At 62.9% G+C, this 18,811-nt stretch carries 16 protein-coding genes; 3 read left to right on the top strand and 13 right to left on the bottom strand.

The features are described 5' to 3' along the window. Positions 1-170: 170 nt before the first annotated feature. Together ACOY6C_RS07060 and ACOY6C_RS07055 are read right to left on the bottom strand one after the other, a co-directional pair. On the bottom strand, positions 171-1,529 hold the full coding sequence (locus tag ACOY6C_RS07060) for a TrpB-like pyridoxal phosphate-dependent enzyme (RefSeq protein WP_420904777.1): 1,359 nt from the start codon (positions 1,527-1,529) through the stop codon (positions 171-173). Positions 1,530-1,632: 103 nt separating this feature from the next. Beyond that, positions 1,633-2,436 (bottom strand): dienelactone hydrolase family protein, encoded by an 804-nt coding sequence (locus ACOY6C_RS07055; RefSeq protein ID WP_420904776.1) that lies wholly within the window; start codon positions 2,434-2,436, stop codon positions 1,633-1,635. Between the two features lie 10 nt (positions 2,437-2,446). On the opposite strand from ACOY6C_RS07055, the gene ACOY6C_RS07050 reads away from it, so the two are divergent. Further along, the gene (locus ACOY6C_RS07050; protein ID WP_420904775.1) at positions 2,447-2,656 is read left to right on the top strand and encodes a hypothetical protein; all 210 of its coding nucleotides are present in this window, start codon (positions 2,447-2,449) and stop codon (positions 2,654-2,656) included. A gap of 110 nt (positions 2,657-2,766) precedes the next feature. Here the strand turns inward: ACOY6C_RS07050 and ACOY6C_RS07045 are convergent, their stop codons facing one another. From ACOY6C_RS07045 to ACOY6C_RS06995, 11 genes are all read right to left on the bottom strand, one after another. Beyond that, positions 2,767-4,209 (bottom strand): TrkH family potassium uptake protein, encoded by a 1,443-nt coding sequence (locus ACOY6C_RS07045; RefSeq protein WP_420904774.1) that lies wholly within the window; start codon positions 4,207-4,209, stop codon positions 2,767-2,769. Continuing rightward, on the bottom strand, positions 4,206-5,555 hold the full coding sequence (gene trkA, locus ACOY6C_RS07040; protein ID WP_420904773.1) for a Trk system potassium transporter TrkA: 1,350 nt from the start codon (positions 5,553-5,555) through the stop codon (positions 4,206-4,208). The genes ACOY6C_RS07045 and trkA overlap by 4 nt, the downstream gene beginning before the upstream one ends. Before the next feature lie 96 nt (positions 5,556-5,651). Continuing rightward, positions 5,652-6,047, bottom strand: coding sequence for a hypothetical protein (locus ACOY6C_RS07035; protein WP_420904772.1), 396 nt, complete (start codon positions 6,045-6,047; stop codon positions 5,652-5,654). Between the two features lie 302 nt (positions 6,048-6,349). Beyond that, a complete protein-coding gene (locus ACOY6C_RS07030; protein ID WP_420904771.1) occupies positions 6,350-6,787 on the bottom strand; it encodes a Crp/Fnr family transcriptional regulator in 438 nt (145 codons plus the stop codon). Positions 6,788-6,996: 209 nt separating this feature from the next. Further along, positions 6,997-8,115 (bottom strand): tRNA 2-thiouridine(34) synthase MnmA, encoded by a 1,119-nt coding sequence (mnmA, locus tag ACOY6C_RS07025; RefSeq protein WP_420904770.1) that lies wholly within the window; start codon positions 8,113-8,115, stop codon positions 6,997-6,999. Positions 8,116-8,149: 34 nt separating this feature from the next. Next, complete coding sequence (locus ACOY6C_RS07020; RefSeq protein ID WP_420904769.1) at positions 8,150-8,944, bottom strand: OmpA/MotB family protein; 795 nt, start codon at positions 8,942-8,944, stop codon at positions 8,150-8,152. A 16-nt stretch (positions 8,945-8,960) separates the two neighbouring features. After that, complete coding sequence (locus ACOY6C_RS07015) at positions 8,961-10,514, bottom strand: CYTH domain-containing protein (RefSeq protein ID WP_420904768.1); 1,554 nt, start codon at positions 10,512-10,514, stop codon at positions 8,961-8,963. A gap of 15 nt (positions 10,515-10,529) precedes the next feature. Further along, on the bottom strand, positions 10,530-13,868 hold the full coding sequence (locus tag ACOY6C_RS07010; protein ID WP_420904767.1) for a hypothetical protein: 3,339 nt from the start codon (positions 13,866-13,868) through the stop codon (positions 10,530-10,532). A gap of 103 nt (positions 13,869-13,971) precedes the next feature. After that, positions 13,972-15,009, bottom strand: a complete 1,038-nt coding sequence (gene mamK, locus ACOY6C_RS07005) for a MamK family actin-like protein (protein ID WP_420904766.1) — start codon at positions 15,007-15,009, stop codon at positions 13,972-13,974. A gap of 88 nt (positions 15,010-15,097) precedes the next feature. After that, entirely contained in the window at positions 15,098-15,874 is a 777-nt protein-coding gene (gene truA / locus ACOY6C_RS07000) for a tRNA pseudouridine(38-40) synthase TruA (protein WP_420904765.1), read from the bottom strand. Continuing rightward, positions 15,871-16,161, bottom strand: a complete 291-nt coding sequence (locus ACOY6C_RS06995) for an RnfH family protein (protein ID WP_420904764.1) — start codon at positions 16,159-16,161, stop codon at positions 15,871-15,873. Before ACOY6C_RS06995 ends, truA begins: the two co-directional genes overlap by 4 nt. Positions 16,162-16,342: 181 nt before the next feature. On the opposite strand from ACOY6C_RS06995, the gene ACOY6C_RS06990 reads away from it, so the two are divergent. Further along, positions 16,343-17,125, top strand: coding sequence for a ParA family protein (locus ACOY6C_RS06990; RefSeq protein ID WP_420904763.1), 783 nt, complete (start codon positions 16,343-16,345; stop codon positions 17,123-17,125). A 56-nt stretch (positions 17,126-17,181) separates the two neighbouring features. Continuing rightward, positions 17,182-18,804, top strand: coding sequence for a hypothetical protein (locus ACOY6C_RS06985; RefSeq protein ID WP_420904762.1), 1,623 nt, complete (start codon positions 17,182-17,184; stop codon positions 18,802-18,804). The last annotated feature ends 7 nt before the right edge of the window (positions 18,805-18,811 follow it).

Below are 18,811 nucleotides of genomic sequence, written 5' to 3'. Positions count from 1 at the left end.
GGTGGGGATTCTGGAAAAATTCCATGCGCGGCGGATGCCGGGAACCTGGCGTCCCCATGCGGGCAACGCCAGGATTTGGAATGCCTGTAACGTACAGGATGGGGGTTGACCGTCAACGCGACACGTTTGAATCGCGATGCCTGTGACGGTCAACCCCCCATCAAACCACCTCAGCCCAGGGAGACCGGACGCAGGGCAGCCAATGAGGCGTTGATCTTCTCTTCGGGATAGGCATAATCCTCCAGATCACCGGCAAAATAGCGATCGTAGGCCGCCATGTCGAAGTGACCATGACCCGAAAGGGTGAAGAAGATGGTCTTCGCCTCGCCGGTCTGCTTGCAGGCGAGCGCTTCGTCGATGGCGACACGCACCGCATGGTTGGCTTCCGGTGCGGGCAGAATCCCCTCGGAGCGGGCGAACAGCACACCAGCCTGGAAGGTGGCCAACTGCGGCACGCCCACCGCCTCGATCAATCCGAGGTGGACCAGATGGGAGACCAGGGGCGAATCGCCATGATAACGCAGACCACCGGCATGGATCCCCGGCGGGATGAAGTCATGGCCCAGGGAGTACATGGGCAGCAGCGGGGTCAACTTGGCGGTATCGCCATGATCGTAGGCGTAACGGCCCTTGGTCAAGGTCGGGCAGGAGTCCGGCTCCACGGCCACCAGGCGAACCTGCTTGCCCGAGGCTTTGTCCATCAAGAACGGGAAGGCGGTGCCGCCGAAGTTCGATCCACCGCCGCAGCAGCCGATCACCACATCCGGGAACTCATTGATCTTCTTGAACTGCTCCCGCGCCTCCAGGCCGATGACGGTCTGATGCAGCACCACATGGTTGAGCACCGAACCCAGCGCATAGTGGGTATCCTCGCGGCTGGCGGCATCCTCGACCGCTTCGGAGATCGCCAGGCCCAACGAGCCGGGAGTGTTCGGATCCAGGGCCAGGGCGGCGCGACCGCTTTGGGTCATGTTGGTGGGGCTGGCGAACACCTCGGCGCCCCAGGTCTCCATCATCGAGCGGCGGAAAGGTTTTTGCTGATAGCTCACCTTCACCATGTAGACCCGCACGGTCAGGCCGAACATCGCGCCAGCCAGCGCGATCGACGATCCCCATTGTCCGGCGCCGGTTTCGGTGGTCAGGCGGCGGCAGCCCTCTTTCTGATTGTAATAGGCCTGGGCCACGGCGGTGTTGGGCTTGTGGGATCCGGCGGGGCTCACCCCCTCGTATTTGTAGTAGATCTTGGCCGGCGTGCCGAGGGCCTGTTCGAGCTGACGGGCGCGAAACATCGGCGAGGGACGCCACATGCGATAGATATCCCGCACCGGCTCCGGGATTGGAATCCAGCGCTCGGTGGAGACCTCTTGTTCGATGAGCGCCATGGGAAAAAGCGGCGTCAGGGCTTCGGGGCCGATCGGATTGCCATCCGGTCCGAGCGGCGGCGGCAGAGGAACCGGCAGATCGGCGGCCACGTTGTACCACTGTTTCGGGATTTCCGACTCATCGAGCAGAATCTTGACATCACCCATGGCAATTCATCCTCTGTACGCAACAAAAATTAATGACGAATGAAGCCCCCACCCCGGCGGAAGAGTACTCCGCGCGCTCCCGCGATGCAACCTCGGGTGATCTTCAGGGTTTGAAAATCGCCGCCAGAAAGGTGCTCAGCTCCTGCCATGATTTCTGATCCGCCTCGGCGTGATAGGCGATCGGGAGTTTGAATTTGGCGCCGAGTTCCGTGGCCTCGGGATTGGTGAAGGCGTGGGTCACCCCCGGATAACCGACGAACCGCATGTCGGCTCCGAGATCCTTCATCTCCGTTCGAAAGGCCTCGACCTTGGCCGGCGGGATCATCGGGTCGTCATCCCCGTGCAGAACCAAAATCCTGGCCTTCACCGCGCCTGGTTTGGCTGGCACGATCGGATCCAGGCCGCCGTGGAAGCTCGCCACCCCTTTCAGCGGCACGCCCTGGCGCGCCATGTTGAGCACCATGCCGCCCCCGAAACAGTAGCCGATGGCCGCGATGCGGGTTCCGTCCACCTTGGGTTGTTGGGCCAGAAAGGCCATGGCCGCCTCGAAACGGGCCTGGGCGGTCGGGAAATCCTTGAAAAGCGCGGAGGAGAATCCATTGGCATCATCCGGATGTTCCGCAGTCTTGCCATCGCCGTACATGTCCACGGCCAGGGCGGCGTAGCCCATCTCGGCCAGCATGCGCGCCCGTTTGCGGGCGTATTCGTTGTGTCCCCACCACTCATGCACCACCAGCACGCCGGGCAGTTTGCCGTCGCGGGATTCGTCGATGGCCAGGTAGCCTTTCAGGGTCACGCCCTGGGCCGCGTAGCTGACCGGTTGGCCGGTGATCCTGCTTTCGGCTTGTGTCTCGCCGGTGAATCCGGCGAACAGAAACAGCATCAGCAAAGAAAGAAACGCTCGCATGTGTCACCTCATGATCCCACGGAATCAACCGACCTCGACCCACTACGCCCTGCGCGAAAAACTCCCCGGTACCACCGGCCCATCCACCTCCCCGTCCGCCCTGCCCCCCCGCACCGGCTTGGGCTCGAACTTCATGCACGGCGAACCGGAACTGCGCAACACCTCCTGCCAAGGCCACAACGCGGTCTTGAACCCCATGGCCCGACAGCCGCGCGGGTGATCGGCCTCCCAGGTGATCTGAAAATGACGGCAACGCAGACAATCCACCGGTTGCCCGACATGATGCCCAGAATCGTCCATGGCAGGACCAAGACTCCTCGCGATTGGAATTCAGTGTTTCCAGAACCGATGCGAGAATAACATCAAAATGGTGAAGATCTCCAGGCGTCCAACGATCATCATCGACGCCAGAATGATTTTTCCGAAAGCCGGCACATGGGCAAAGTTGTCCATGGCCCCGACCGTGTTGAAACCTGGCCCGACATTGGCCCAGGCGGTCAAGGAGGCCCCCATCGCGGAGAGCAGATCCAATCCAAGCGCATTCAGCAAAATCCCCCCGAACAACACATACCCCATGGCCAAAATGAACAGGGCCACGGCATTCTCGAGAATTTCGCGCGGAATCGGTTGATGGTCGATCTTCGGGACCACCACCTGGTTGGGCTGCAACAGACGCATGGTGACGCTCGGAATGGTCTTGAGCAACACCACCACACGCACCACCTTGAGACCTCCACCGGTGGATCCGGACATGCCGCCCACCACCATCACCAGACCCAGCATCATTTGCAACACCGGCGGCCAAAGCTCCCAATCGGTGCTGGCAAAACCGGTGGTGGTCATGATGCTCACCACCTGGAACAACGCATGGCGCACCACATCTGCAAAGCTCCAGATCGGGTTCCAGCCGATCAACTTGGCCACCAGAAAAGAGGTGACCAGCCCGATGATCACCAGATAGCCTATCAGCTCCTCATAGGTGAACGCCTTCCAGTCCCGATACGCGATCACCCGATAGTGGATCAGAAAGTTCATGCCTCCCATACCCATGATCACGATCGACCACCACTGGGCAGCATCGGAAAAATGCCCCATGCTCAAATTCTTGGTGGAAAAACCACCCGTGGCAATGGCCGCAAACGAATGGTTCACCGCGTCGAGCCATGTCATGCCACAAAACCAGTAACCCACCACGCCCACCACGGTGAACAGGGTATAGACCCCCCACAAGGCGCGCGCGGTCGAGGCCAGCCGCGGGGTCATGCGGTCCTTGGTGGGACCGGGCACCTCGGCCTTCATGAGCTGGGTGCCGCCCACCCCCAAAAACGGCAGAATGGCGATGGCCATAAGGATCATCCCCATGCCACCCAGCCAATGGGTGGTGCTGCGCCAAAGCAGAATCCCCTGCGGCCACACCTCGATGTCGGTCATGGCCGAAGAGCCGGTGGTGGTGAACCCGGAGGCGGTTTCGAAAAAGGCCGAAGACCAGTCCAACCCTTCGGGATGGAACACATACGGCAAGCCCCCGAAAAAGGCGGCCAGAAACCAACCGAGACTGGTGATCAGAAAACCATCACGCGGCGTGAGTTCCGGGCGGGCCTTGCGGGTGACGAACAATCCGATCGCCACCGCGACCGAGGAGACCGCGATCGATTGGATGAGCGCCATGGGATCCTCGCCCAGATACAAGGCAAGGATCAGCGGAAAAATCTCGAACCCGGTGATCAGGGCGATCAGCAGGCTCAACACGCGCAGATCGAACAGAAGGTTCATTTGCGTCCCAGATAGTCGTCGATATGCTGGAAAGAGCCCGGATAGGTGATCAAGAGGACATGATCACCAGGATTGAGCACCAGGTTGCCGTTGGGCACGACCATCTGCCCCTTCTTGATCACCGCGGCCACGATCAAGGTTTTGGGCAGGCCCAAATCCTTGATCGGCTTGCCGAGCATGCGCGAATGTTCCTGAATTTCGACATACACCGCATCCAGCCGGCCATTGAGCATCATCGCGGCATCGATGACCTTGCCATGGCTGAGAAAACGCAGGATCTTGCCGACCGCCGCCAGCTTGGGACTCACCACCGCGTCGATCCCCAGCGAGGGGGCCATGGTGAGATAGGCTTCGTTGTCCATCAGGGCGATGGAACGGCGCGCGCCGAACTTGCGCGCCAGAAGGCAAAGAACCAGATTGACCTCCTGCTGGCCGGTCACGGCGATGAAGGTGGAGGTGCCCTGGGCGATCTTCTGGATGGTTTCCGGATCCGTGGCGTCGGAATGCAGCACCGCGGTCTCATCGAGGTTGGCCGCCAACTCCTGACACCGCTCCAGCCGTTTTTCCAGGATGAAGACCGGAATTCCCTCTTTTTCGATGCGCGCGGCGATCTGTTCGGCCTTCCAGCCGCCGCCGGCGATGACGATCTTGCGATTCTGCACCGGACGACGACCCAGCAGGGTGATGATCTTGGCAAGTTCGGTGCGGGCGCCGGTGGTGATGAACACCCGATCCGTCACGTTCAGGATCGTGCGTCCGTTCGGGATCACCACCTCGCCCCCCTTGTCCACGGCCACGATCAGGGCCCCAACCTTGGAAAGCTCCTCGATCTCCATCAGCGGTCGCCCGATCAACGGACTCTCTTCGCCGAGCCGGAAGCCGGCGATGCTGATCGACCCGTTGTCGAACGGCACCACCTCGAAGGCCTGATCGACCTGCAACAGGTCGAGCACGTTCTCCACCGCCGCGTATTCGGGACTGAAGATGGTGGCGCCACCCAGGCTGTCGCCGCGCAAAAGGGCCGGATTGTCCAGGAATTGCTTTTTGCGCACCCGCGCGATGATCCGCGCCGACGGATTGACCGCCCGCGCCATCAGGGTGATGATGATGTTGCTTTCGTCCGAATTGGTGACCGCCAGGATGATGTTGGCCTTGTCCAGGCCTGAGGCGAGCAGAAAGGCGCCGTCCGAGGTGTCGCCGTGAACGGCTTGCAGGTCCATGGTCTCCTGCAAGTGGCGGATCACGCCCAGATCGTTGTCGATGATGACCACGCTGTGGCCTTCACCTGTGAGACTCTTGGCAAGGGTGATGCCCACCACCCCCGCGCCGACGATCATGATTTCCATGTTCAATCAACCAACCGATCTGGCGTGCATGAAAACGGAGAAAAAAACTCCGCTTCCCGTCGTGAAACGCCCTCACGGCGCTTCACGAGGAACAATTCATGCAACAACGTCTATGGAAGGGCGTTCCGGATCGGATTGGGGATCCCTGGAAACACCACCGCTCTTGGCCTGCTGCAAAAACAAGGTGTTTACCGCGCGTTGGTTGAGACTCACCTTGCCCTGCCGGGCCAAAAGAAGGCGTTCCTGGATGGTTGGTTTGTGGCGAGGTTGTGGAAGGGACTCATCGCCCCCTTCGGGTTCCTCCTCCTCGGATTCGTGCCGACGACGGGCATTGCGACTCTTGGCGTTCTGTTTGACGGTTTCGACGTTGCGCGCTTCCAGCCGCTCCGAATTGTTCGTGCGGATATCATGGGGCACCTTCACGAGGTTGGACTGCTCCAACATCGGATTGCTTGTCCCCAGGAGGTTGATGGCTGGTATGGCGTTGAACATGTCACACCCGATTCAATCCAAAAAACGTCTTTTGTCCCATACCTAAAGATTATCGACAAAACCCGACAAACTTCCACTCACGCATCTTATCGGCCTTGATGCCTGGCAAGTCAACCCATTTTCGCGCTTGCGCCTCTCTTTTCCCTCCCTATACTTTGCCTGATGGGGGGAGAACCCCCACACCCCCCGTACCCTGGACCTCCCTTTGGGAGTTCCAGGGGAACTTGGCAAGCTCTGAATGGCCCGCGTCATCTGTCTGGCCTTTGCCAAACGACCTCCCCTGGCGATCCTCATGGCTCGACTCATCTCACCAGGTTCAACAGGGTCTGATTCATCTGATCCAGCCTCTGCACCAGGATTTCGATCAATTGATCCTTGATCTTGTGCTGCATCTGGGAATCCAGATCGCGCATCGTATCGCTGGTGATGGTGAAGCAGATCATCTTTTCGTTGGCGACCACGTTGGTGGTGCGTGGACGCTGGGTGAGAAAGGAGATCTCCCCGAACACCGTGCCTGGTTCCAGAAAGGTGATCACCCGATCCGGATGGGACTTCTTGGTGACATTCGCCGTGCCCTTCAGAATGATGAACAGCGAGTTGTCCTCCGCGCCCTCGCGAATCAGGTACTCCCCGGCATCATAGGTCTCGAAGTAGCAATCCAGACCCATGAGCTGCTCCTTCTCCTCATCGGTGAAGGACCAGAAAAAAGGGATATTGTCGAGCAAACGTTGCATGATCATGCGTTCACCTGTTGTCCTGGTTGAAAAACCATGTATTACTCCAAGGTTTATAGCAGGACTTGATCATCTTGCACCGTTTCCTGATCAAGACCTTATCAAATCCTGCTTTCAAACGATAGGGGAAGCGTGTTTTCTTGATGAAATCTTGATACGCCCCCTCTCCAATCCCCCAACGTAAAGCTCCCGAACGGGCATGCCACGGTCAGAATTCATGCGATCCAGCCTCCCCCCAGAACCCGGTCGTCGTCATAAAAAACACACGCCTGTCCAGGCGCGATCGCCCGTTGCGGAGAATCGAAGCTCACCCGCGCCCGTGTGGCGGAGAGGGGTTCCAGCCGTGCCGGTCGCGGCGGGGTGGCGTGGCGAAGCTGGGCCAGAACCGGCATGGGATCCTGCAAGGGCTGTGGATCGAGCCAGTGCAGCCCTTCCACCTCCAGGGAGTCCCGAGCCAGGGCCTCGGCGGGTCCGACCACCAGACGGTTCGCGCCCGGCTCGATGGCGAGCACATGCAACGGATGGCCGACCGCCACCCCCAGCCCATGCCGCTGTCCGATGGTGTAGTTCCCAACGCCCCGATGGGTGCCCAACACCCGTCCCAGCGCATCCACGACCGGTCCGGGCTTCAGACTCTCCTCCCGGCCCATGCGCTTGAAAAACGCCGCATAATCCCCATCCGGCACGAAACAGACATCCATGCTTTCGCGTTTTTCGGCCAGATGCAGACCAAACCCCTCGGCCAGACGCCGGGTCTCCTCCTTGTTCATCCCGCCCAGGGGAAAACGGATCCGGGCCAGATCCTCGATCCGGGTGGCAAAAAGAAAATAGGATTGATCCTTTTTCGGATCCTTGCCGCGCAGCAGCCACGGCACCCCACCGACCTGCTCGATGCGGGCATAGTGGCCGGTGGCCAGGAATTCGGCATCGAGCGTCATGGCCTTGTCGAGCAGCAGACGGAATTTGAGGAGCTGATTGCAGCGGATGCAGGGATTGGGGGTTCGTCCGTGGGCGTAGGCGGCGAGAAAATCCTCCACCACCGCCTCCCGGAACGACGCCTCCAGATCCAGGGCATAGAAGGGGATTCCCAGGGTTTGCGCCACGCGGCGGGCATCGTGGAGATCCTCCGGAGCGCAGCAGGTGCGACCCTGACCAGGCAGGGTCTGGCCATGATCCCACAAACGCATGGTCAGGCCGATCACCTCCCACCCCTGGGAGAGCAACAGGGCCGCCGCGGTCGCGGAATCGACCCCGCCGGAAAGGGCCACCGCCGCCCGACGGCGCGACGTGGCGGGAAGGGATGCCGGGAATCCGGACTCCGTTCGGCCAGTCATGGAACGCTGCTCGCCGACTCGCGCATCACCCGCCTCACGGTTCCAGCAACTGTTCTCGGAACAGATCCAACCAGGCGGGCAGACGCCCCACCTCGCCGGCGGTCGGTTTCGCCCCTCCCTTCTTCCCCTCCTCCACCGCCAGGGCGCACCGTCCCATGGGCAGATCGGGAGGACGCTTGACGCTCGAGGCATCGCCGACCCGCCGGAACTCCAGACGCATCTCCACGCGCCGGCTCTCCTCGGGACTCGACTTGATGGCCGTGACCGACGCCCCATCGATGATCAGCAACTCCTGCAGGCGCCGCAGTTTCTCCGGGGGCAGATCCACGGAGAGCAGCGCGCACAACACCGACTGGGCCCGCTTGAGGCTCAAGTCCACGTTGTACAGATAACTCCCCGCCGCATCGGTGTACCCCTCGATGTGAACCCGTTCCATCCACTGCTCGCCCTCGGCCCCGGCACGGGCCTCCAGAAGAACCGGCACGAAGGCGCGCAACGTCTCCACCGCCTCGGGGGTGAGTTGATAACTGTTGAAGGCGAACCGGGCCTTGTCACCGAAATTGATCGAGTGATCCTCATGGTTGACGCGCAGATCCAGCCCCGCCTCCTCGGCCATGAGATCGAGCTGGGTGAGGATCATGCGGATATCCCCGGCGCGCTGACGCTTCTCCACCATGGGACGCGAGGCGATCGCCACCATGGAGATGCTCATGACCACCAGAAACAGCATCACCAACGCGGTCATCAGATCGGCATAGCTGATCCAGAACGGATTGCCCGGCCCCTCATCGACCCCGGATCGACGCCCTTGTCGGATTGACACCATCATGGTGCGACTTCACCCCTCATTCCCGTCCGATGAACGGCGCGGAGGTGGTCAGAAAACGCTCCCGCGCCAGACGAAACGTCTGGATCACCCCCTCCAGCCGGGCCGCGTGCCACCCCTCGAGCCAGCCGGAGAGACGCGCGTCGTGGGGATGACCCGCCAGGGCGGCACGCCAGCCCCGTCCGCGCGCCTCCAGATCCCGCCACATCCGGGTCGCCCCCGCCAGTTCGTCCAGCGCCGCGCAATAACCACCCGCCTTGCGCTCCGCGAACAACCCGCCAAACCAGATCACCGCCTGCTCCAGCGCCAGCAGGGAGTCCGCGAATTCGCGGGTCGGCTCGAGCAGACCGATGCCGAACTCCCCCTCGCTCTTGACCACCCCGCGCCAGGCCCGATGCAATCCCCGCATCAGCTCGCGGGCCATCCCCTCGACCGGAAGATCCAACCGTCCAGAGTGGGCCGCGTCGCTCTCCACCGCCGCGGCCCGCACCCCCTCCGCGCCATGCAGCCAGATGGCCATCCCCAACACCAGCCGGGCGAAACGCACCGATCCCATCGCCTGCCGGGCCCGTTGCAACGCCCGCTCCAGGTCGCTCTCCGCACCCTGGATCAACGAGGAGAAGGGCTCGGGTTGGGTGATGAAGATCGACTGGGCGCGCAACTGCTCGAGCAGACCGGCACGCTCCCGACAGACATCCAGCTCCGTGCGCGCCCAGGCCAACTCCGCCAGCATCTCCCGCTGCCAGACGAGCGGCAGGAACTCCCCCCACCAGGTGACCAGAAACCCCAGACCGCCCAACGCCTCGGACAGATGACCCGCAGCCCGCGCGGCCCGCGCTCCGGACCCGGCGTGCAGAGGCGCCAGTTGCTCCCCCACCCCCACCAGTTGCGCCCATCCCAGACGGATCAGCCCATCGATCAATCGCTCGCCGGCCAGAGCCGTTCCAGCCACACTCTCCGGCACCACGACCCGTCCCGGATCCAGACGCGCCACCCCCCGCTCGAAGGCGGAAAAAGGCTCCAGACCCGCCTCGCCGTGACGCGCCAGGGCCAGCGCGGTCTGAAGAGAACGCCCGGTCACCCCGGATTCGCTCTCCAGCGCCACCTCGTGCCAGCTCTCCTCGCCCCACGACCCGCTGGTCAGACCACGCACCTCCCGCAACACGATCCGCGTGCCGTCCGGATACTCCAGACGCCAACGCTCCTCGCGGCTCGCCACGGTGAAACAGGAGACGAGTCCCTTGCCCTTCACCCCCTCCAGAAGCATCTCCGGCACCTGCCGTTTCAGCTCGCTCCAGTCGGGACGGTCGCCATCCCCACACCCCCACTCCCGCGCCCGCTCCTGATCCGGAGGCGCGAACCGGACCCCGGCCATCCATTTTCCGCCCAACCGCCAGGCCGTCAACCGCACCCCCCGGCTGGTCAAACGCAAGTCCGGGGTATCGAACAGGCTCTCCACCCGTTCCACCACCCGCGCCTTGCCGGAGACCGCCGCGCGCACCGCCGGATGATCGACCAGGGAGGTCGTCCGTCCAGCGTCGTTCACCCGCAAGCGTATCGTTTCGAAGTTCATCGCCGCCACCCGCCGTCACTTGACCCGCAACCGGCGCCGCAGCGTATCCAACCGTTCGCCGAGCATCTCGATGAAGACGCTCTGCTCGCGGCCCAACGAGGTCACCACCCCCTCGAGCAGCTGACCAAGCTCGGTCAGGTGGCTCTCCATGTGGCGCGTAGACTCCTCGTTCTTGTGATACAGACCATCGCGCAGCTGCACCAGATCCCGCTCCAACCCCTTGCCCAACGAATCGATCACCCCGATCACCCCCTGATGACGTTCGTCGAAATGGCTGCGCACCTCCATCAACCGGCGCGCCAGCTCCCGGCTCTCCTCGACCGTGGAACGGGATGCCTCGGCCACCCAGGTTTGCAACGACTGCTCCATCGCCGCCCGTTCGGCCTCCAGACGACCGCGCATCTCGGCCAGCTCCCCGGCCACCCCGCCAAAGGCGCTCTCCATCCGCGCGGCGATGCCATCCACCACCTCGCGCGCCATCTCCTCCCGCGAGCGTGCCAACGCCTCGCCCGAGGCGCGCAGATGCGAGGCCAGCAGCTTGGCGGTCTCGTCCAGCTCCTCCAGAACCGCCACCTTCACCCCCTCGGCCTGCTCGGCGGTCTGGCTCAACAACCGCTCCACCAGCACGCTCTCCCGATCCCCCTCCTGCTGGGAACGTTCGTCGGCCAGGGTGTGCAACGCGCTCTTGACCTCCTCGGAGACCCCGCGCGCCAGGGATTGCAACTTCTCCTCGCCACCCAGGGCGTTCGAGGTCAACCACTCGCGGGTCTGCGAGGTCAACTGACCGGCGGACTCGCGGATCTGCCGACGCATCCGCTCCATCTCGCGACCCATCTCCCCGAACAGCAGCGCCATCCCCTCCTCGCCGGACGAGGATGCCCGCTCCACCTTGAGCAGCAACTCACGCAACAACCCATCCGACTGGCTCGCCGCCTGAGCGACCCGCGCCACGATGTCGTCGATCCCCTCGCGCCACCCGCCGCGCAGCGCCTCCAGACGCTGCCCAACCCCTTCGAGCAGCCGATCCAACCCGGCATCCGCGTCGCGCATCGCCTCCAGGAGATGCAAGCCGCCGTCGATCCGCGTCGCGATCTCTCCCTGACCCGCCCGCACGGCCTCGATCGCCTCCACGCCCTGCCCGATCCGCGTCGCGATCTCCCCCTGACCCGCCCGCACGGCCTCGATCGCCTCCACGCCCTGCCCGATCCGCGTCGCGATCTCCCCCTGACCCGCACGAACCAGCTCCTCAAAGCGAGTCTGTCGCGCCTCGGCACCCGCCGTCCACTCCGTGGCCGCCTCCCGCAACCACCCCGCGACCTCCCCGCGTTCGGGGAAGCGATCGGTCAGCTCGTCCAGCCCCGCGCGCAACCGGGCCACCGCATCCAGGATTTCGCGCCACCGGGCCGCCCCTTCGGCGCCCTGTGCCTCCAGTCGTCCATCCAGCGCGCTCAACAGGGCCTGGCCCTCGACCACCACCCGTTCCCAACCCGCCAGCCGCTCCAGGAGCCTCCCGGCTTCGCTGGCCTGCTGACTGGCCAGGCTGGCCAGTCTCTCGGACAGCGCGGCGACTTGACGCCCCGACTCCTCCGCCAAACGGATGAGCAACGGTTCCAGCGTGGCGGAAAAACCATCCAGACGTTCGGCCAGACCCGCCTCACCATCAGGGCGGCCCAACCGCTCCACGCTGTCCCTCACCCCACCCAGACCCGAAACGATCTCGGCGACGTTCTGCCGCCAGGCGACCTGAAACTCCCGATCCAGATCGAAATGCCGCTGGGCGAGGCCGCGTTGCGCCTCCACCCCATCGGCGAGACGATCCAACCCCACCGCCCACTCCTGGGAACGTTCGATCTGCTGGGCCGACTGCATCTCCAACCGCCGCCCCAGATCGCTCACCCCCTGACCGAGGCTTCCGACTCCCCTGGCCAGCTCGCCCACCCCACGCTCCAGGGAGTCCAATCCGCTTCCCAGACGCTCGAAACCGTCGTTCCCCCGGGTATGGAGCTCCCCGAGCGCGCCGAAACGGACCAAACCCTCGTCCAGCCGCGCCTCGATGCGGCTCAACACCGTTCGCAACGCTTCCGCGCTGGTGAGTTGAACGGCCTCGTCACGGTTCTTGTCGGCGCCCAACGTGGCCAACCCCTCCCCCATGGCGCTCAATTGGCCTGCCAGGGGCGCCAAATGTCCATCGATCCCGTCCAGACGGCCATCCAGCCACTCGCGGGTCGCCACCTCCCGTCCGATCCCCTGTTCCAGCATCCCCAACTGCCGCCGCGACGCCTCTTCGACCCCGCGCAACAGGGTGGTCATGTCGGTCATCCAGGCGCGCTGCTGGAGCCGGTATTCCGACTCGCGCGCGGAGAGATTCTCGGCGATCCGCTCCATGGTGGCCATGACGCTGCTCAACCCCAGGTTGACCGCCATGATCGCATCCTCGCGTTCGCCATGCTCGCGGGTCAAAAGCGGCTCCAGACGCTCGATGGCCGCGACAATCCTCTCGACCGATCCATCCCAGGCGCTGGTGGTGGCGAGGGCATCCCCGCCACGCTCGATCGCCGGCACAAACAGCCGGTTGAGCAGCCCCTGCAAGGCGATCACCTGGGCGTAACGCCCATGGAGCAGGAACTTTTCGACCACGGTGACCAGGATGGCGGTGATGATGGCGAAAAAGGAGGCGGTGAAGGCGGTCGAGACCCCCATGAAGAGTCCCTGAAGTTCGCGGGACACCTGATCGGCGCCCACCGAGGGGTCGAAGCCGGTCAACCCCATGAGGATGCCGGCAAAGGTGCTGACGATGCCGGCGCCGGTGAGGATGCCGGGCAGATGGCGGAAGAACTCGACCCGCATCGGCACATCGACGAGACTTTGCTGGGTAAAGACCAGATCCGCCGGCAGATGGGCCACCCAGACGGTTCGCGCCGGGGCCTGGGTGGATTCCGGCAGGGATTCCGGGGTCAGGGAGCGGGCGAACTCACGCCACAAACGGGTAAAGCGACCGTAATAAGGCCAGCTCCACGCTGCGGGGTTCTTGTCGCCGCTGGCCACACGCGCGCGTACCGATCGGGCCACCCAGCCGAGACGCAGCGCATCGACGAAGGCCTGAAGCAGGTAGCCGAAAAGAAAAAGAAACAGAAAACCCGCCACCACGCCGGCCAGGGTGGCGATGATGAGCCCATCCCCCTGTCGTTGCAGCGGGATGCTCAGGAAAGACGGCAGGGAGGCCCACTGGGCCAGGGCCACCACATCCAGTTCGCGAAAGACCCTCAAGCCGACGAGCATGGCGCCCCCGGCCAGAAGCACGGCCCAAACCATGGAAAAGAGCCCTGAAATCAAACGGGATTCACCGTCGCGCATCCTTGTCTCCCTTGTCGGACACTCCTGCCATGCCACGCCCGCAAGGACGTTCCACGCTCGGGAGTGCCACGTTCGGGAGTGCCACGGATAGTCCTGGTGGCTGTCAGGCTCCGATCACTTCGCCGATCTGATCCCAATATTCGGTCGGGAGTTCGGTGGCCAGTTTCAGGGCCCCCTCGGCGCCGGCGAAGTCGGGATCATCGGCCAGGGTGACCCGGATCTGGCCATAATCCCGCAACTGGGATTCGATCATCGGGCCCAGGCCGCGAATGCGCGACCCGCCCCCGGCCAGCAACAGATTGGCGAGGGCCTGGGATTGGCTTTCGGGATCGAACTGGAGCAGCATGCGCTTGATCCCCTCCACCATGTCGGCGACGATGGTTTCGCAGGTGATGCGCAGAGGTTCGGTGACATCCACGTCCGCCGGCTTGCCCTGGATGCGCAGCGGCACCATCACCCGTTGTTGCGTCTCGCCGACGAAGCCGTGGCGCTCCTTGATTCCCTGGGCCAGATAGCGATCCACCTGCACGCCGGGATTGGCGTCGCGGATGGCGGTTTCGAGCAGGGCGTCGATGTAGTTGCCACCCTTCAAGATGCTCATCTGGCTCTCGGGACCAGGCACGGTGCCGCGCATGGCGCAGATGTCGATGGTGCCGGCGCCCACGTCCAGGATGATGGCATTGTTGAGACGGTTCTGACCGTAGGCCACCATGAACGGTTCGGAGACCACCATGGCGACGTCCATGAACTCCTTGGCGATCTTGAGAAGTTGGCTCTTGTCCGAACCCGAGGCCCTGGCCGGAACGCCGATGATGCCGCAGATGCGCTCGCCGGTTTTGGGTTGGGCCAGTTCCACGACGTGTTGCAGGATTTCATGGGCCGCGTCGAGATCCTTTTCGCTGGCCTCCTTGAGCACGCCGTCCTGCAACGGGTGGTAAAGATCCAGGATGGCCCGTTTTTCGATCGCCTCCACGCCGATGACCTGGGTGCGGTTGAGGATCTTCACCCCGATGATGTCCTTGGGGAAACCCACGACCGTATGGACCAGCGCCCTGAACTGGCGATTGCTCATGACCGCGGTGCGCGCCGTTCCCAAATCGATGCCCAACAGTAAGACGCCTTCGGTCTTTTTGATCGTCATGACTTCCTCCAGGGGATAATTTCCTTGGCCCAAAATAATTCGGCTCGAAAGTGACTATAAACGATCCCGAGCCACACCTCAATCCGTTTTAAGGAAGTGTGATCGCGGTCTGGTAATGGACCTGCGACAGATAGAGGCCGTGGGCCGGCGCCATGGGACCGGCGGCCCGCCGGTCGAGTCCGGTGAACACCGTCACGAACCGCTCCTCGGACCACTTGCCACGTCCGGTCAGAACCAGGGTTCCGACGATGTTGCGCACCATGTGGTAGAGAAACGCATTGGCGCGGATGACGAAATGGATCTCCTCGCCCATGGGGATCCATTCCGCCCTGTGCACCTCGCGCACCGGGGTCAGGGATTGGCAGTTGGCGGAACGGAACGCCGAGAAGTCATGCTTTCCCACCAGATAACGCGCGGCACGGTTCATCGCGTCGAGGTCCAGGGCGCCAGGATGGTGCCAGACCCGATCGCGCTCCAGTGCCGAGGCGGCGCGACGCGGCAGAACACGATAGCGGTATTCGCGCCAGGCGGCTCTCCGGGCGTTGAAAACGGAGGGGACCAGGGCCGCGTCCAGGATCGTCACCTCGGGCGGGGTCAGGACGTTGAGCGCCCGACGGAACACCTCGGGTTCGCGAGGTTTGAGCGTATCGAAGTGGGCCACCTGACCCAGGGCATGCACCCCGGTATCGGTGCGACCCGCCCCCACGAGCAGCACCGGATGGCCGCAGAGGCGGGTCAACGCCTCCTCGACCACCCCCTGCACGGTCCTGGTTCCCGGTTCCTGGCGTTGCCAGCCGAAGAAGCGGCCCCCGTCGTACTCCAGAGTCAACCGATAGCGGGTCGCCCCGGGCCATGCGGAACTCACGCCTCGTCCGTCCCCTCGGCGGCGGCACCCTTGACGGGGCGCTCCTTCTTGGGCGGTTTGCCCAGCGCCGGGCGGTAGATCTCCACCCGATCCCCATCGGACAAAGCATGTTCCAAGGGCACGATCTTGCTGAAAATCCCGATTTTGTTCACCCCCAGGTCGAGCTTGGGGAAACGAACCAGCACACCGGATTGACGGATCGCCGCCTCGGCGGTGGTCCCATCGTCCACATCCAGGTTGAACACCACCTGACGTTGATCCTCGGCATAGGCCACGGCTACTTTCATAAGTCTCCTCCCCGTTGATTATTCTTGCAATCGCGACTTGACGAAACCCATTCTGACAAGAATACCCACATTGACGCCTTTCTTTCAACCAACAATGCCGATATAATTTCCTTTTCTACCCTCCCCTCCCGTTCCCTATCGACGATCGGAATGGATTCACGCAAGGAGCGCAAGTTCGCGTATGAAGATTTATTCCCTGTACAACATCAAAGGCGGCGTGGGCAAAACCACCACCGCCGTCAATCTGGCCTACCTCTCCGCGTCCGAAGGGGCCCGAACCCTGATCTGGGATCTGGATCCCCAGGGTAGCACCAGTTTCTATCTGTGCGTGAAACCTTCCGTGAAGGGGGGCGCCAAGGAGATCCTCGGCGGTCATCCCGACGTGAAATCCTCCCTGCGCATGACCGGATTCCCGAATCTCGATCTGCTGCCCGCAGACCTCTCCTACCGGCACATGGAGGCGCAGATCGATCAGCGTTCCAAACCCCTCACCGCCTTCCACAAACTGATGAAAAGCCTCGAGTCGCATTATGACCACGTTTTCATCGACTGCCCGCCGGGCATGGGCATCCTGGCCGAAAACGTCTTTCACATCTCCAACCTGCTGGTGGTGCCGCTGATCCCCACCCCGTTGTCGCTGCGCGCCTACAACAGCCTGGTCCAGTTTCTGGTCAAGCGGCGCGCCAACCGGTTGCACGTTCTGCCGTTCTTCAACATGATCAACGAGCACAAACCGATCCACCGGGTGGTGACCCGCAACGTCTTCGGCAAGCATCCGATCTTTCTGCAATCGATCATCCCCGAGTCCAACATCATCGAGGCCATGGGGGTGAAACGGTCGCCGGTCTTCTCCTACGCCCGTGACAGCCAGGAGGCCAACGCCTACCGGAGCCTCTGGAACGAGATCAAACAGCGTGAAGCGCGGCGGACCGCCCAGGCTCACAAGGGATCGCCCGCTTCCTGAGTTGGAACCTCCGACGGGCTTGCCTTGCAATCTTCATTGGGAAGGTTGGACCAAACATGAACATCTCATCCCATCCGGTGCATGACCACCATGCCCACCACTCCCTGGGGCTTCTGCACGGACTGGCCACGATCGCCGCCTTCCTGACCGGTCGCAAGGTGACGAAAAAATCCCAGGAGACCTGGAACCACTGGGTCTTTCTGCGACTGCACGGCTTCGAGGTGCGCATCGCCGGTCCCGGGGTGCCCACCGATCCGGCCACCCTCGTCGATTGGCAACCCGCGGCGGGCGAAATCGCCACCCTGGAGTTCCATCCCACCAGCATGGACGAGGCCGAAGAGAGCGGTCCGGTGAGTCCGGGACCGCACCTCTCCGAGGGGGCTGAAGAGCTTCTGGCCCGGTTGGGACCGATCCTGGCCTCGGACGAGATCCGCTGGGTGCCCGAAAAGGAAGATCCCAACCCCTCCGGCGTCCCGGAGTTGCTGGCCAAGCGGTTCGTCGCCGAAAAGGTGATCCGGGATTTCGAGCTGACCGAACGTCTCTTTCGTCAGGCTGTCGAACTGGAACCCAACAACGGCGAGCTGTTGGGCAAGTTCGCCCTCTTCATGCACGAGGTCAAGCGCGACTCTGCCCAGGCCGAGGCCCTCTATCGCCACGCCATCGGGGTCGATCCGAACCAGGCCACCAATCTGGCCAACTTCGCCGCATTCCTCCACGATGCGCGCCGCGCGCCGGACGAGGCGGAAACATACTACCGCCAGGCCTTGAAACTCGAACCCAACAATGCCATCCACATGGGCAATCTGGGGCTTTTCCTGCACGAAATCCGCGGGGATGAGAACAAAGCGGACGCGATGTTCCGCCGCGCCCTGCGCGCCGACGAACAGGATGCCTCGGTGCTGGCCAACTATGCCTTTTTCCTCCACGACACCCGGCGCGATGACGATCTGGCGGAGAATCTCTACCGGCGCGCCCTGACCCTGGATGGACAGGATGCCAACAGTCTGGGCAACTTCGCCCTGTTCCTGAAAAATGTGCGGCACGACCACAACGCGGCGGAAAAATATTTCCGCGCGGCGCTGGAGATCGATCCCAACCACGCGGCGCACCTGGGCAACTTCGCCCTGTTCATGAAAAACATTCGCCACGACTACGACGCCGCCGAGGAGTATTATCATCGCGCCCTGGAGGCCGATCCGCACGATTCGAATCATCTGGGCAATTTCGCCTTGTTCATGAAGAATCTGCGCCGCAACCACGAAGCTGCCGAGGATCTTTTCCGCCGTTCGTTGGACGTCGATCCGAACAACATTCACCGGTTGAGCAATTTCGTGCAGTTGTTGCTCTGTCAGGGACGACACGCCGAAGCCCTGCCCCTGCTGGACAGGGCCATCACCCTGCTTGGCGATGCCAACCCGGTCCTCTCCCTGGAACTCTGGTTTTATGTTCTGGCCCACGATTCCAAGCGTTTCGACACCGCCCTGGCACGGGTCAAGAAACTTCTGTTGGCCGGAGCCCGTTCGCCGGGATGGGATCTGCGCTGCAACTGCCAACGGGCGGTCAAGGATGGTCATGCCCAGCCGGAGTTGCTTGTCATTCTGGCCGAGATCATCAGCGGTGAGGGTGAGATCGATACCTTGAGCGACTTTCTGATCTGGAATCGTGTTCTGCCGGCCTGATCATGGC

This window comes from Candidatus Magnetaquiglobus chichijimensis, from assembly GCF_045865675.1.
In the GTDB taxonomy this organism is placed as follows: domain Bacteria; phylum Pseudomonadota; class Magnetococcia; order Magnetococcales; family Magnetaquicoccaceae; genus Magnetaquiglobus; species Magnetaquiglobus chichijimensis.
This window is presented reverse-complemented; position numbering and strand designations above follow the sequence as displayed.